Raw genomic sequence first — 15,382 nt, 5'->3', positions numbered from 1 at the left:
TATTCAGCAGTAAAAAATAACGCTTATGTCGGTTATTCAGAAACAACAGATATATTAATGGGAATGGGCTGCCCGTTTGGAGTTTGCGATCCTGTCGTATTATCGAAGTATATCTCACGAATTGTTTCTGCGATTCCATTATCATCACGAACAAAAAACTGAAATGTCACTGAATACGCTGGCGATTTTGGGTAAATTAAAAATGTAAATACGTTTGTCCCAATAACCACCGAACTTCTGAGCGCAGTTGTGTGACTTTCAGACTTTCCGGCTATTGCCGCAATATCTTGCACGAGCTCCTGCAATAAAATAGAATTTTGCTCATCTACCTGATGATTTATCTCTGCATTTCCAGCATGCAACAGTATCGACCCAAGCTGATCGGTACTTTTATGGGCAGCGCCATTATATAATTTCCAAATATAATCTGAAGCAGCACCGTTCGGTGGCAACGATAAATCCTTATTCGATAATTGAGCGTTAGATATGAAAATATTTCCATTTGAATAGACACTAAATCCTAAAGAACCAGAATATCCGCTTACTTTAAACCACAAATTTGAACGGGTAACGTTCATAGCCGCCCGAGCTTGTGTAAAATATAATAAAATTCCACAAGCCATTACAAAAATCATTATTTTAATACGACCCATTCTATCTCTCCGCCCCACACGAACAATATTTAAAATCCATAATTATATAAAATGCAGTAGATTTTGGCACAACAGCAATTTATTATTTGATAATTGCGACAAATTTTTTATATAATTAAAATATTTTAAATCTATTTACGCAATTAATCCAGAGCTATAGATCAATACATTACATTCAATAGAATAGCACGCCCCGCATGATCTGCAACCAAATTTTAAGGTTAATCAGGAACAAATCGCACGGACCAGCGTTGCCTTGGCAGGCAGCTTGAGCACGACGATCCGAGCGGGGATTTTGATCATGTCGTTCCTGAAATGCGCGTTCGCAGCATCCGTTTTCGCGCTCGCCGCGGCGCCGGCCGCCCTCGCGTTCGACAGCCCGTCCGATCTCGCGGAAGGCCGTTCGACGGCCGGCCAGCAGACGGCGAGCCTCTCCATCGACGACGCCGCGCTCGGCCGCGCCGCCCGCCCGACCCGCGCCCTCGTGCCCGACCCGACCGAGGAGAAGCCCGGCACGATCACCGTCGACACCAAGAACCGCTATCTCTACCTCTCGCTCGAGGGCGGCCAGGCGATGCGCTACGACGTCGGCGTCGGCCGCGAAGGCTTCGCCTGGCAGGGCAAGGCCTATGTCGGGCGCAGGGCGCAATGGCCCGGCTGGACGCCGCCGGCCGAGATGCTCAAGCGCCGTCCCGACCTGCCGAAATATATGGCCGGCGGCGTCGCCAATCCGCTCGGCGCGCGGGCGATGTATCTTTACGGCAAGCGCGGCGACACGATGTTCCGCATCCATGGCACGAACGAGCCCGACACCATCGGCCAGGCCGTGTCGTCGGGCTGCATCCGCCTGCTCAACGAGGACATCGTCGACCTCTACGACCGCGTGAAGGTCGGCGCGCCGGTCAACGTCCTCTAGCCGGAATCTGAAGGCGCCTTCCGCTCGCCTTCCATGCGCGGGCGCGGGGCGTCCGGCCCCGGAATGAAGGCGTCGAACGCCGCCCAGAACTGGCTGCGCACGGCGTCGCGCTCCATCAGGATCTCGTGGCGCGCATGCGGCAGCGTCACGAAGCCGCCGGCCTTCAGCCGCCTCGCGAAAGCCTCGATCGCCGGCGTGTCGACGACGCGGTCCTCGCCGGCGGCGACGATCAGCGCCGGAGTCGCGATGCGGGCGGAAAATTCCGGGTCCTCGAAGCGGCGCATCAGCTGGAAGGCGGCGTCGACCCAGCCGATCGTCGGCGCGCCGATCGCGATCTCCGGCGTCTGCGCGACGCATGCCGCCATGCGCGCGTAGCGCGCGGGGTCCGAGGTTAAGAGATTGCCGGCGAACGGCTTTCTCAGATAGGGCTTCGCGCCGCCGGCGCCGGGCGCGAAGGCGGTCGAGAGGCCGGAGAGGCAGAGGCTGCGCGCGAGCTCGCGCAGCCCGCGCGCATAGCGCAGCCGGCACAGGTCGATCATCGGCGCGGTGGCGACGAAGCGCTCGAACCAGCAGGCGCCGTCATGCGCCGCGTCGAGCAGGATCGCCCCGCCCATGGAGTGGGCGAGCGCATAATATGGCTTGCGCAGGCAAGGCTCGAGCGCCTGCGCGCGCAGCGCCTCGAGGTCGGCCCGATAGGCCGAGAAATGGCCGACGTGGCCCTTGGCCGGATTGCCCGCCTGCCGGCTGGAGCCGCCCTGCCCCCGCCAATCCATGACCGCGACGTCGAAATCGCGCGCCAGCAGCTCGGCGACCACCTCGTAATATTTCTCGATGAACTCGGCGCGTCCGGGCAGCACCGCGACGGTCCCGGCGCAGTCGCCTTCCGCGCGCCAGACGGCGACGCGCAGCACCGCCCCCTCGCCGGCGCGGATGCGCCCGAAGCGGGCGCCGGGCGGGCAAAGGCCCGGATCCTCGAATCGTTCGACGCTGATCGCCACCCTCCCCGAGCATGGCCGCGAATTGAAAATTTCGCCGGCCGGAGCCTGGCGGCCGTCTTGCAGGGCCGTCCTTATCGCCTACATCATTTTTGCGCGGGCCGCATGACGGACGCGCGAGGCAGGCCAGCGCGGCGAAGGGTCCCAGCGAGGATCGGGCGCGCGAGCCGCTTCATCAAAAGTGTCGCTTCAGCTTTGGAGGATGCAAATGCGTCAGTACGATCTCTCCCCTCTCTATCGCTCCACCGTCGGCTTCGACCGGCTGTTCAACATGCTCGACCAGGCGCCGGGCTACGATTCCGCGCCGAGCTATCCGCCCTACGACATCGAGCGGACCGGCGAGGACTCCTACCGCATCTCGATCGCCGTCGCCGGCTTCGCCGAGCAGGACCTCTCCGTCGAAACCCGCGAGAACACGCTGAGCGTGCGCGGCGCGCGCGGCGCCAAGGTCGAGGAGCAGGAGCCCAAGCCGGAGGTGCTCTATCGCGGCATCGCCTCGCGCTCCTTCGAGCGCCGCTTCCAGCTCGCCGAGCATGTGCATGTGACGAGCGCAAGCCTTGAGAACGGCCTCCTGCACATCGACCTCGTGCGCGAGATTCCCGAGGCGCGCAAGCCCCGCCAGATCCCGATCGGCGGCGCGGGCGCCGGGCCGCGGGAGGTTCCCGCGCAGAAGGCCGCCTGACCCGGCCCTGCGGGGACGGAACGAGGCGCCTCGCGAGAGGCGCCTTTTTTGTGGCCGCCTGTGCGGCGCGCTCTTCGGTCGCGCGGCGACGGCGCGTAATTTGCTTGCCTCGCGTTTACGCGTCAAAAACGTCCGACGCCGCGTCGCTCCCGCCGCCGCGCCGCGCGTCTGGCGCGCGGCCAATTCGCAGGAGGAGCGAAAGCGGCGCAAATCTTTCAAAACGCAGGCGCCGCTCTTTGGAACGGCTCTTGTTAGCCAGCTTCAAATAGCTTAATTTCCGCGTTTGGATAGGACAGCGATACTGACGTTTCCGGCGACGCCCAGACCGTGGGCGCGTCGCGATGATCTGCGCCGCGCTTGCGCGGCTGGTCCGAGGTTCGTCTTCCTTCCCCGGATTTTGGCTCCCGGACTTCCGACGCGGACGCGCCCAAGACCAGGCGTCGGCGCCGCCGGCGCCCGCCTGCGAACGGCGCGGACCCGTCCGCGCCAGGGCGGCGCGAGGGTTGAGGCGAGGCTCGGCGGGCGCCGCCGGCCGCGCCCGCGCTCCTGTAACGAGAGGGTTTAGACGATGACCGATCCCGCCGCCGCGCCGGCCGCCTCCAGCCCCGCCCTCTCCCACATCGATTCGTCGCGACGCGCCGTCAGGGATCCGGCGCTTCCGCCGCCGCAGGGGCTCTACTCCCCGACGCGCGAGCACGACGCCTGCGGCGTCGGCTTCGTCGTGAACATGCACAACAAGAAGTCGCACGAGATCGTCGAGATGGGTCTGCAGATCCTTCTCAACATCGACCATCGCGGCGCCGTCGGCGCCGATCCCAAGGCCGGCGACGGCTGCGGCATGCTGGTGCAGATCCCGCACGATTTCTTCGCCGCGCGCCCGCTCGGCTTCGCGCTGCCGGCGCCTGGCGACTACGCCGTCGGCGCGCTGTTCCTGCCGCGCGACCCGGAAGGGCGCAGGATCGTCGAGGACGTCATCGAGAAGGTCGTCGCCGAAGAAGGCCAGATCCTGCTCGGCTGGCGCGACACGCCGGTCGACAATTCGGGCCTTGGCGAGAGCGTGCGCCCGAGCGAGCCGCGCCATCGCCAGATCTTCATCAAGCGCGGCGAGGGCTGCGCCGACCAGAACGAGTTCGAACGCCGCCTTTTCGTGCTGCGCAAGGTGATCTCGAACAAGGTTCACGCGCTCGCCGCGAGCGATCCGCGCGTCGAGGGCTTCTATCCCGTCTCGCTGTCCTCGCGCACGCTGGTCTACAAGGGGCTGCTGCTCGCCGGCGGCCTCGCCCCCTATTACAAGGACCTGCAGGAGAATGACTTCGCCTCGGCGCTCGTCCTCGTGCACCAGCGCTTCTCGACCAACACCTTCCCGACCTGGCAGCTGACGCACCCCTATCGGCTCGTCGCCCATAACGGCGAGATCAACACGCTGCGCGGCAACGTCAACTGGATGGCCGCGCGCCAGGCCTCCGTCGCCTCCGATCTGTTCGGCGACGACATCTCGAAGCTCTGGCCGATCTCCTACGAGGGCCAGTCCGACACCGCCTGCTTCGACAACGCCCTCGAATTTCTGGCGCAGGGCGGTTATTCGCTTGCCCATGCGATGATGATGCTGATCCCCGAGGCGTGGGCGGGCAATCCGCTCATGGACGAGAAGCGGCGCGCCTTCTACGAATATCACGCCTCGATGATGGAGCCGTGGGACGGCCCGGCCGCCGTCTGCTTCACCGATGGACGCCAGATCGGCGCGACGCTCGACCGCAACGGCTTGCGGCCGGCGCGCTATCTCGTGACCGACGACGGGCTCGTCGTTCTCGCCTCCGAGGCCGGCGTGCTGCCGATCCCCGAGGAGAAGATCGTCGCCAAATGGCGTCTGCAGCCCGGCAAGATGCTGCTCGTCGACCTCGAGCAGGGGCGCATCGTCTCCGACGACGAGATCAAGACCTCGCTCTCCGCCGCCCATCCTTACGCGCAATGGCTCGAGAACACGCAGATCGTCCTCGAGGACCTCGCCCATGTCGAGCCGCGCTCGACCCGCACCGACGTCGCGCTGCTCGACCGCCAGCAGGCCTTCGGCTACACGCAGGAGGATCTCACGCTCCTGATGGAGCCGATGGCCGTCACCGGCCAGGAGGCGGTCGGCTCGATGGGCACGGACACGCCGATCTCGGCGCTGTCGTCGGCCGCAAAGCCGCTCTACACCTATTTCAAGCAGAATTTCGCGCAGGTGACGAACCCGCCGATCGACCCGATCCGCGAGGAGCTCGTGATGAGCCTCGTGTCGTTCATCGGGCCGCGGCCGAACATCCTCGATCATGACGGCGCCGCCAAGCGCAAGCGGCTCGAGGTGCGCCAGCCGATCCTGAGCAACAGCGACCTCGAGAAGATCCGTTCGATCGGCCATTTCGAGGAGAGCTTCGACACCAAGACGCTCGACATCACCTATAAGGCCGAGCTCGGCGCCGACGGCCTCGAGGAGGCGCTCGAGCGCCTGTGCGGCCGCGCCGACCGGGCGGTCAAGAGCGGCTTCAACATCATCATCTTGTCCGATCGGCTCGTCGGCCCCGACCGCATCCCGATCCCGGCGCTGCTCGCCACGGCTGCGGTGCATCACCATCTGATCCGCAAGGGCCTGCGCACTTCGGTCGGCCTCGTCGTCGAGACCGGCGAGGCGCGCGAAGTGCATCACTTCGCGCTGCTCGCGGGCTACGGCGCGGAGGCGGTCAACCCCTATCTCGCCTTCGAGACGCTCGCCGCCATGGCCGACGATTTCCCCGAGGAGATCGACGGTTACGAGGCGTGCAAGCGCTTCGTCAAATCGGTCGGCAAGGGCCTGCTCAAGGTCATGTCCAAGATGGGCATCTCGACCTACCAGTCCTATTGCGGCGCGCAGATCTTCGACGCGGTCGGCCTTTCCGACGCATTCGTCGCCAAATATTTCACCGGCACCGCGACGCATATCGGCGGCGTCGGCCTGCCCGAAATCGCGAAGGAGACGGTGCGCCGGCACGAGGACGCCTTCGGCGACTCGCCGGTCTACCGCAACGCGCTCAGCGTCGGCGGCGAATACGCCTTCCGCATCCGCGGCGAGACCCATTCCTGGACGCCGCAGTCGGTGTCGCTGCTCCAGCACGCGGTGCGCGGCAACGCCGCCGAGACCTACAAGGCCTACGCCAAGCTCCTCAACGAGGAGACGGCCAATCCGCTGACCATCCGCTCGCTGTTCCGCGTCAAGAGCGCGGAGGAGGACGGCCGCGCGCCCGTTCCGCTCGAGGAGGTCGAGCCCGCGGCCAAGATCGTGCGCCGCTTCGCGACCGGGGCGATGTCGTTCGGCTCGATCTCGCGCGAGGCGCACACGACGCTCGCGATCGCCATGAACCGCATCGGCGGCAGATCGAACACCGGCGAGGGCGGCGAGGAGGCCGACCGCTTCAAGCCGCTGCCGAACGGCGATTCGATGCGCTCGGCGATCAAGCAGGTGGCGTCCGGCCGCTTCGGCGTGACGACCGAATATCTCGTCAACGCCGACATGATCCAGATCAAGATGGCGCAGGGCGCAAAGCCCGGCGAGGGCGGGCAATTGCCCGGCCACAAGGTCGACGCGGTGATCGCCAAGGTGCGCCACTCGACGCAAGGGGTGGGCCTCATCTCGCCGCCGCCGCATCATGACATCTATTCGATCGAGGACCTCGCCCAGCTCATCACCGACCTCAAGAACGTCAATCCGGCGGCCTTCGTCTCGGTCAAGCTCGTCTCCGAGATCGGCGTCGGCACGGTGGCCGCCGGCGTCTCGAAGGCGCGCGCCGACCATGTGACCATCTCCGGCTTCGAGGGCGGCACGGGCGCTTCGCCGCTCACCTCGATCAAGCACGCCGGCAGCCCGTGGGAGATCGGCCTCGCCGAGACGCAGCAGACCCTCGTGCTGAACCGCCTGCGCACGCGCATCGTCGTCCAGGTCGACGGGGGGCTGCGCACCGGCCGCGACGTCGTCGTCGGCGCGCTGCTCGGCGCCGACGAGTTCGGCTTCGCCACCGCGCCGCTGATCGCGGCGGGCTGCATCATGATGCGCAAGTGCCATCTCAACACCTGCCCGGTCGGCGTCGCCACCCAGGATCCGGTGTTGCGCAAGAAGTTCGTCGGCCTGCCCGAGCACGTCATCAACTTCTTCTTCTTCGTCGCCGAGGAAGTGCGCGAGCTGATGGCGCAGATGGGCTACCGCAACTTCGACGAGATGATCGGGCAGATGCAGATGCTCGACAAGCAGAAGGCGATCGCCCACTGGAAGGCGCGCGGCCTCGATTTCACCCGCCTGTTCCACAAGCCGGAGGCCGCGCCGGGCGAGACGATCCGCCGCTCCACCGGGCAGGACCACGGCCTCGACAAGGTGCTCGACCGGACCCTGATCGAGAAGGCCGCGCCGGCGCTCGAGCGGGGCGAGAAAGTCGTCATCGAAACGCCGATCCGCAACGTCGACCGCACCACCGGCGCCATGCTGTCGGGCGAGATCGCCAAGCGCTACGGCCACGCCGGCCTGCCGGACGACACGATCAGCGTCGTCGCCAAGGGCACCGCCGGCCAGAGCTTCGGCGCCTGGCTCGCCGCCGGCGTGACGCTCGAGCTTCGCGGCACCGGCAACGACTACGTCGGCAAGGGGCTGTCGGGCGGGCGCATCGTCATCAGGCCGGCGCCCGAGTCGCGCGTTCCGGCCGAGGAGGCGATCATCGTCGGCAACACGGCGCTCTACGGCGCGATCAGCGGCGAGTGCTACTTCTCCGGCGTCGCCGGCGAGCGCTTCGCCGTGCGCAACTCCGGCGCGACCGCGGTGGTCGAGGGCGTCGGCGACCATGGCTGCGAATACATGACCGGCGGCGTCGTCGTGGTGATCGGCCGGACGGGACGCAATTTCGCCGCCGGCATGTCGGGCGGCGTCGCCTACGTCCTTGACGAGGACGGCGGCTTCGCGCAGCGCTGCAACATGGCCATGGTCGAGCTGCAGCCTGTCGAGGCCGAGGAGGAGGCGATGAACGACGCCTACCATCAGACGGGCGACCTCGATTCGCACGGCCTCGTCGAGATCATGAGCGACATGACCCGCTTCGACGACGAGCGCCTGCGCCGCCTCATTTCCCGTCACGCGGACTTCACGGGATCGAAGCGCGCGAAGCATATCCTCGACAAGTGGTGCGAATACCGCGGCAAGTTCCGCAAGGTCATGCCGATCGAGTACCGTCGCGCCATCGAGGAGATGAAGCTCGAGCGCCGCGGCGCGCTCGCCGCCGTCGGCATGTAGCCCGGCGCGGCCGCGTAGAAACAGACAGCGCGCGCCGGGCGGTCCGGCGCCCGACGCCAACACACCGCCGTCAAGGGGCTTTTATGGGCAAGGTGACTGGATTCCTGGAGATCGACCGGCGCGACCGGCGCTACGCGCCGGCCTCCGACCGCATTCGCCATTACCGCGAATTCGTCATCCCGCTGTCGGAGGAGGCGACCAGGGATCAGGCCGCGCGCTGCATGAACTGCGGCATCCCCTACTGCCATGTCGGTTGCCCGGTGAACAACCAGATCCCCGACTGGAACGACCTCGTCTATCATTCCGACTGGGAGGAGGCCTCGCGCAACCTCCACTCGACCAACAACTTCCCGGAGTTCACCGGCCGCGTCTGCCCCGCGCCGTGCGAGGCCTCCTGCACGCTGAACCTCGGCGACCAGCCGGTGACGATCAAGACGATCGAATGCGCCATCGTCGACCGCGCCTGGCTGAACGGCTGGCTGCCGCCCGAGATCGCCGCGAAGAAGACCGGCAAGAAGATCGCCGTCGTCGGCTCCGGCCCCGCCGGCCTCGCCTGCGCGCAGCAGCTCGCGCGCGTCGGCCACGACGTGCATGTCTACGAGAAGAACGCCAAGCCCGGCGGGCTCCTGCGCTACGGCATCCCCGACTTCAAGATGGAGAAGCACCTGATCGACCGCCGCGTCGACCAGATGCGGGCCGAAGGCGTCGAATTCCACGTCAACGTCAACGTCGGCGTCGACCTCCCCGTCGCGAGCCTGATCGCGGACCATGACGCCGTGGTGCTCGCCGGCGGCGCCGAGAAGCCGCGCGACCTGCCGATCCCCGGCCGCGACCTCGCCGGCGTCCATTTCGCCATGGAGTTCCTGCCGCAGCAGAACCGCCGCGTCAGCCGCGAGCCGGTGCAGAGCAACGAGCCGATCCTCGCCGGCGCCAAGCATGTCGTGGTCATCGGCGGCGGCGACACCGGCTCCGACTGCATCGGCACCTCGATCCGCCAAGGCGCCCTTTCGGTCACCCAGCTCGAGATCATGCCCATGCCGCCGGAGAAGGAGAACAAGCTCCTGACCTGGCCGAACTGGCCGCTGAAGCTGCGCACCTCATCGTCTCAGGAGGAAGGCGCGAAGCGCGAGTTCTCGGTCATCACCAAGGCGATCCACGGCGAGGACGGCGTCGTCAAGAAGATCGTCTGCGCCCAGGTCGACGACAGACTGAAGGAGATCCCGGACTCGGCCTTCGAGCTGCGCGCCGACCTCGTCCTGCTCGCCATGGGCTTCGTCTCGCCGACGCATGACGGCCTGCTCGACGGGCTCGGCGTCGCCTACGACCCGCGCGGCAACGTCGCCGCCGACGTGACGAGCTACAAGACCTCGCTCGACAAGGTGTTCGCCTGCGGCGACATGCGGCGCGGCCAGTCGCTGGTCGTCTGGGCGATCCGCGAGGGCCGTCAGGCGGCGCAGTCGGTCGACGCATATCTGATGGGCTCGAGCGTCTTGCCGCGCTGAGCTCGTCGCGGCGGCGCATGGTCCACGAAAAGGGCGAGCCAAGGCTCGCCCTTTTCGTTTCGGCGCGTAAACAGACCTACAGCACCACCACCCGCGTCCCGACGCCGACCCGCTCGTAGAGGTCCATGACGTCGGCGTTCATCATGCGGATGCAGCCGGACGACACCGCCTGGCCGATGGTGTTCGGCTCGTTGGTGCCATGGATGCGAAACAGCGTGTCCCTGTTGCCCTGATAGAGATAGAGCGCGCGGGCGCCGAGCGGATTCTCGAGCCCGCCCTCCATCGACTCCGGCAGGTCCGGACGGCGCGCGATCATCTCCTTCGGCGGAATCCAGCGCGGCCATTCCGCCTTGCGTCCGACGCGCGCGTTTCCCTTCCACTCAAAGCCCTGGCGGCCGACGCCGATGCCGTACTGGATCGCCTTGCCGCCGGACTGCACCAGATAGAGATGGCGCGAGCGCGTGTCGATGACGATCGTGCCCGGAGGCTCGTTCGTCGGATTGGGCACGACCGCGGCGGTGCGCTGATAGGGATCGACGCTGAGCTCGTGCGAGCGTCGGTCGCCGCCGCCCGAGGGCGCATAGGCCTCGCCGCGCGGCTCGGCGTCGGGATAATAGCCGCCGTAATAGGGATCGGACGAATAGGCCTGCGACCCGTAGGGCCGCGCGCCGGGGCGAGGCGGAGCATCCGGATAGGCCGGCAGGGGCGCGCCCGGATAGTAGGGATAGGCCTGATAGCCGTCATAGCCGCGCCATTGCGCGGCCGCCGGCCCCGCCGCGACTGCGCCCAGACCGGCGGCGAGCAGGGCGAGGCCGGCGAGCCTGGGGCCGAAATCTTGTGGTTTCATGAGTTGGGCTCTGAACTTGCGCGCCGGCGAGCATGCCACGCCGGCGCGCCCGAGAAAACGGCTAAGGCCGCGAACCTGCGCGCGAGCGCGATCCGGCCGGTTCAAACTGTCGCGAAACGGGCAAAAAAAGAGCATGGCCGCGAGGCGGCCATGCTCCAGATCGTCGTCTTGCGCCGGCGCGCGTCAATCCTGCGCCGTCGGAACCTCGTCCTGCGGGACGGGCTCCTCGGCCGTCGCGGCGGGGAGCAGCGCCGGGGCCGGCGCCGCCTCGCCCTTCTGGGCGACGATGAGATCGTCGCGGCGCAGCGCCACCGAGCGCAGCTTGGCCATGGCGGCGCCGGTGCCGGCCGGGATCAGCCGGCCGACGATGACGTTCTCCTTGAGCCCCTCGAGCGTGTCGGTCTTGCCGTTGACCGAGGCTTCGGTCAGCACGCGCGTCGTCTCCTGGAAGGAGGCGGCGGAGATGAAGGAGCGCGTCTGCAGCGACGCCTTGGTGATGCCGAGCAGGACGGGCGTGCCGGTCGCGGGCTTCCCGCCGGCCTCGACCGCGGCGGCGTTGGCTTCGTCGAACTCGATCTGGTCGACCTGCTCGTTGGCGAGGAAGTCGGTGTCGCCCGGATCGACGACGTCGACCTTCTGCAGCATCTGGCGGACGATCACCTCAATGTGCTTGTCGTTGATGGCGACGCCCTGCAGCCGGTAGACCTCCTGGATCTCGTTGACGAGATAGGCGGCGAGCTCCTCGACGCCCTTGATCGCCAGGATGTCGTGCGGGGCCGGGTTGCCGTCGACGATGTAGTCGCCCTTCTCGACGACGTCGCCGTCCTGCAGATGGATGTGCTTGCCCTTCGGGATCAGATACTCGACGGGCTCGGCGCCCTCCTCGCTGGGGACGATGGCGATGCGGGTCTTGTTCTTGTAGTCGCGTCCGAACTGCACCGTGCCCGAGATCTCCGCGATGATCGCGTGGTCCTTGGGACGGCGCGCCTCGAACAGCTCGGCGACGCGCGGCAGACCGCCGGTGATGTCGCGCGTCTTGGCCGAATCCATCGAGATGCGGGCGATGATGTCGCCGGCGCGCACGGCGCCGCCCGGATCGACGCCGATGATCGACTCGACGGGAAGCGTGTAGCGCGCCTCGCCGCCGCGCTGCAGCTTGGCGATCTTGCCGTCCGCCGTCTTGATGACGATGGCCGGCTTCAGCGTCGCCGAGCGCTGGTTGAGGCGCCAGTCGATGACCATGCGCTTGGCTATGCCCGTCGCCTCGTCGATCGTCTCGGTCATCGAGGCGCCCTCGACGAGGTCCTCGAAGCCGATCACGCCGTCGACCTCGGTGAGGATCGGACGCGTGTAGGGGTCCCACTCGGCGATGCGGTCGCCGCGGCGGATGCGGTCGCCCTCGTCGACCTTGAGGCGGGCGCCGTATTGCACGCGGTGCACCGCGCGCTCGGTCCCGTCCGGCCCCTCGATGACCACGGCGACGTTGCGCGCCATGACCATCAGGTCGCCGTCGCTGTTGCGCGCCACGTGCCGGTTGCGGACCTTGATCGTCCCGTCGAAATTGCTCTCGATGAAGGACTGGTCGGCGATCTGCGCGGCGCCGCCGATGTGGAAGGTGCGCATGGTGAGCTGGGTGCCCGGCTCGCCGATCGACTGCGCGGCGATGACGCCGACCGCCTCGCCCATGTTGACCGGCGTGCCGCGCGCGAGGTCGCGCCCGTAGCAGGTGGCGCAGACGCCGTTCTTGGCCTCGCAGGTCAGCACCGAGCGGATCTTCACCTCCTGGATGCCGGCGGCGTTGATGCGGTCGATGTGCCACTCCTGGATCATCTCGCCCGCGGGCACGATGATCTCGCCGTTGAGGTCCTTGAGGTCCTCCGCCGCCGTGCGCCCGAGGATGCGGGTGGCGAGCGAGGCGACGATCTGGCCGGCGTCGATGATCGCGCGCATGCGGATGCCGCCGGTCGAGCCGCAGTCCTGCTGCGTGATGATCGAGTCCTGCGCGACGTCGACGAGGCGGCGCGTCAGATAGCCGGAGTTGGCCGTCTTCAGCGCCGTGTCGGCGAGTCCCTTGCGGGCGCCGTGCGTCGAGTTGAAGTACTCGAGCACGGTGAGGCCTTCCTTGAAGTTCGAGATGATCGGGCTCTCGATGATCTCGCCCGAGGGCTTGGCCATCAGGCCGCGCATGGCGGCGAGCTGCTTCATCTGCGTCGGCGAGCCGCGCGCGCCCGAGTGGCTCATCATGTAGATCGAGTTGATCGGCTTGTCGCGGCCGGCGTCGTCCTTCTGCACCGACGAGATGCGCGCCATCATTTCTTCGGCGAGCTTGTCGGAGCACTTCGCCCAGGCGTCGACGACCTTGTTGTATTTCTCGCCCTGGGTGATGAGGCCGTCGTTGTACTGCTGCTCATACTCCTTGGCGAGCGCCGAGGTGTCGGCGATGATCCTCGGCTTCGTCTCGGGCACGACCATGTCGTCCTTGCCGAAGGAGATGCCCGCCTTGAACGCCTCGCGGAAGCCGAGCGCCATGATGCGGTCGCAGAAGATCACCGTCTCCTTCTGGCCGCAGTTGCGGTAGACGACGTCGATCATGTTGGAGATCTCTTTCTTCGTCATCAGCTTGTTGACGACGTCGAACGGGATCTTCGGGTGCCTCGGCAGCAGCTGGCCGAGGATCAGGCGGCCGGGCGTCGTGTCGTAGATCTTCGACACGCGATTGCCCTCGCCGTCGTAGCTCCACGCCCGGCCCTTGATCTTGGTGTGCAGCGTGATCGCCTTGGCGAACAGCGCGTGCTCGATCTCGCCGATGTTGGCGAAGGCCATGCCCTGCCCCGGCTCGCCGTCGCGCATCAGCGAGACGTAGTAGAGGCCGAGCACGATGTCCTGCGAGGGCACGATGATCGGCAGGCCGTTCGCCGGATGCAGGATGTTGTTGGTCGACATCATGAGGACGCGCGCCTCGAGCTGCGCCTCGAGCGAGAGCGGCACGTGCACGGCCATCTGGTCGCCGTCGAAGTCGGCGTTGAACGCCGCGCAGACGAGCGGATGCAACTGGATCGCCTTGCCCTCGATGAGCTTGGGCTCGAACGCCTGGATGCCGAGCCGGTGCAGCGTCGGCGCGCGGTTCAGCATGACGGGGTGCTCGCGGATCACCTCGTCGAGGATGTCCCAGACTTCCGGCTTCTCCTTCTCGACCAGCTTCTTGGCCTGCTTGACGGTGGCCGACAGGCCCTTGGCGTCGAGGCGCGAATAGATGAACGGCTTGAACAGCTCGAGCGCCATCTTCTTCGGCAGGCCGCACTGGTGCAGCTTGAGGTCGGGGCCGACGACGATGACCGAGCGGCCGGAATAGTCGACGCGCTTGCCGAGCAGGTTCTGGCGGAAGCGGCCCTGCTTGCCTTTCAGCATGTCGGCGAGCGACTTCAGCGGCCGCTTGTTGGCGCCGGTGATGACGCGCCCGCGCCGGCCGTTGTCGAACAGCGCGTCGACCGCCTCCTGCAGCATGCGTTTCTCGTTGCGCACGATGATGTCGGGCGCGCGCAGCTCGATGAGACGCTTCAGGCGGTTGTTGCGGTTGATGACGCGGCGGTAGAGGTCGTTGAGGTCGGAGGTCGCAAACCGGCCGCCGTCGAGCGGCACCAGCGGGCGCAGATCCGGCGGGATCACCGGCACTTCGGTAAGGATCATCCATTCGGGCTTGTTGCCCGAATGCATGAAGGCCTCGATGATCTTGAGCCTTTTGGCGAGCTTCTTCGGCTTGAGCTCGGTGGTCGACTGGGCGATCTCGATCTTGAGCTTCTCGGCGATCGCCGGCAGATCCATGTTGCGCAGGATCTCGCGGATCGCCTCGGCGCCGATCATCGCGGTGAAGCTGTCCTGGCCGTACTCGTCCTGGGCGCGCAGATAGTCCTCCTCGCTGAGGAGCTGGCGGTCCTTCAGCGGGGTCAGGCCCGGATCGAGCACGATGTAGGATTCGAAGTAGAGGATGCGCTCGAGGTCCTTCAGCGTCATGTCGAGCAGAAGGCCGATGCGCGAGGGCAGCGACTTCAGGAACCAGATGTGGGCGACGGGGGCGGCGAGCGAGATGTGGCCCATGCGCTCGCGGCGCACGCGCGACAGCGTGACCTCGACGCCGCACTTCTCGCAGATGACGCCCTTGTACTTCATCCGCTTGTACTTGCCGCACAGGCACTCGTAGTCCTTGATCGGACCGAAGATGCGCGCGCAGAACAGGCCGTCGCGCTCGGGCTTGAACGTGCGGTAGTTGATCGTCTCCGGCTTCTTGATCTCGCCGAAGGACCAGGACAGAATCTTCTCCGGGCTCGCGATCGAAATCTGGATCTGGTCGAACGTCTGCGGCTGCACGACCGGATTGAAGAGATTCATGACCTCTTGATTCATTGCCGTCTCCTGATGCGGCGGGCGGGCGCCTGAACGATGGGCCCTGCCCGCGCCGGAAAATCGAAAAGGGCGCGCGGCGCGGGAACAGCCCGCGCCGCCGCG

8 protein-coding genes are annotated in these 15,382 nt (G+C 66.1%); 4 read left to right on the top strand and 4 right to left on the bottom strand.

Features of this window, described 5'->3' with window-relative positions:
• Positions 1 to 32: 32 nt before the first annotated feature.
• Positions 33 to 653 carry a hypothetical protein gene (locus ACE3OG_RS00330; protein ID WP_374304945.1) on the bottom strand — a complete coding sequence of 207 codons (621 nt, stop codon included), beginning with the start codon at positions 651 to 653 and terminating at the stop codon, positions 33 to 35.
• 301 nt (positions 654 to 954) lie between these two features.
• On the opposite strand from ACE3OG_RS00330, the gene ACE3OG_RS00325 reads away from it, so the two are divergent.
• Positions 955 to 1,569, top strand: a complete 615-nt coding sequence (locus tag ACE3OG_RS00325; RefSeq protein WP_374304943.1) for a L,D-transpeptidase — start codon at positions 955 to 957, stop codon at positions 1,567 to 1,569.
• On the opposite strand, the gene ACE3OG_RS00320 is transcribed toward ACE3OG_RS00325, so the two are convergent.
• Entirely contained in the window at positions 1,566 to 2,567 is a 1,002-nt protein-coding gene (locus ACE3OG_RS00320; RefSeq protein ID WP_374304941.1) for an alpha/beta fold hydrolase, read from the bottom strand. The genes ACE3OG_RS00325 and ACE3OG_RS00320 overlap by 4 nt on opposite strands.
• 205 nt (positions 2,568 to 2,772) lie before the next feature.
• On the opposite strand from ACE3OG_RS00320, the gene ACE3OG_RS00315 reads away from it, so the two are divergent.
• The 3 genes from ACE3OG_RS00315 to ACE3OG_RS00305 all read left to right on the top strand — a co-directional run bounded on the left by ACE3OG_RS00315 (position 2,773) and on the right by ACE3OG_RS00305 (position 10,032).
• The gene (locus ACE3OG_RS00315) at positions 2,773 to 3,246 is read left to right on the top strand and encodes an Hsp20 family protein (RefSeq protein WP_374304939.1); all 474 of its coding nucleotides are present in this window, start codon (positions 2,773 to 2,775) and stop codon (positions 3,244 to 3,246) included.
• A gap of 568 nt (positions 3,247 to 3,814) precedes the next feature.
• Complete coding sequence (gltB, locus tag ACE3OG_RS00310; protein WP_374304937.1) at positions 3,815 to 8,530, top strand: glutamate synthase large subunit; 4,716 nt, start codon at positions 3,815 to 3,817, stop codon at positions 8,528 to 8,530.
• A gap of 83 nt (positions 8,531 to 8,613) precedes the next feature.
• The gene (locus tag ACE3OG_RS00305; protein WP_374304935.1) at positions 8,614 to 10,032 is read left to right on the top strand and encodes a glutamate synthase subunit beta; all 1,419 of its coding nucleotides are present in this window, start codon (positions 8,614 to 8,616) and stop codon (positions 10,030 to 10,032) included.
• Between the two features lie 76 nt (positions 10,033 to 10,108).
• Here the strand turns inward: ACE3OG_RS00305 and ACE3OG_RS00300 are convergent, their stop codons facing one another.
• Both ACE3OG_RS00300 and rpoC read right to left on the bottom strand, forming a co-directional pair.
• Complete coding sequence (locus ACE3OG_RS00300) at positions 10,109 to 10,879, bottom strand: L,D-transpeptidase (protein ID WP_374304933.1); 771 nt, start codon at positions 10,877 to 10,879, stop codon at positions 10,109 to 10,111.
• Between the two features lie 183 nt (positions 10,880 to 11,062).
• Complete coding sequence (rpoC, locus tag ACE3OG_RS00295; RefSeq protein WP_374304931.1) at positions 11,063 to 15,280, bottom strand: DNA-directed RNA polymerase subunit beta'; 4,218 nt, start codon at positions 15,278 to 15,280, stop codon at positions 11,063 to 11,065.
• Positions 15,281 to 15,382: the final 102 nt, after the last annotated feature.

The organism is Methylocella sp. (genome assembly GCF_041905455.1).
Lineage (GTDB): Bacteria > Pseudomonadota > Alphaproteobacteria > Rhizobiales > Beijerinckiaceae > Methylocapsa.
Note: the sequence above shows the minus strand (reverse complement) of the source record. Positions and strands in the feature narration are given on the sequence as shown.

Bases quoted from the DNA above. Each gene is read 5' to 3' on its own strand.
- ACE3OG_RS00330 (WP_374304945.1), bottom strand. From the start codon at position 653: ATGGGTCGTATTAAAATAATGATTTTTGTAATGGCTTGTGGAATTTTA.
- ACE3OG_RS00325 (WP_374304943.1), top strand. From the start codon at position 955: ATGTCGTTCCTGAAATGCGCGTTCGCAGCATCCGTTTTCGCGCTCGCC.
- ACE3OG_RS00315 (WP_374304939.1), top strand. From the start codon at position 2,773: ATGCGTCAGTACGATCTCTCCCCTCTCTATCGCTCCACCGTCGGCTTC.
- gltB (WP_374304937.1), top strand. From the start codon at position 3,815: ATGACCGATCCCGCCGCCGCGCCGGCCGCCTCCAGCCCCGCCCTCTCC.
- ACE3OG_RS00305 (WP_374304935.1), top strand. From the start codon at position 8,614: ATGGGCAAGGTGACTGGATTCCTGGAGATCGACCGGCGCGACCGGCGC.
- ACE3OG_RS00300 (WP_374304933.1), bottom strand. From the start codon at position 10,879: ATGAAACCACAAGATTTCGGCCCCAGGCTCGCCGGCCTCGCCCTGCTC.
- rpoC (WP_374304931.1), bottom strand. From the start codon at position 15,280: ATGAATCAAGAGGTCATGAATCTCTTCAATCCGGTCGTGCAGCCGCAG.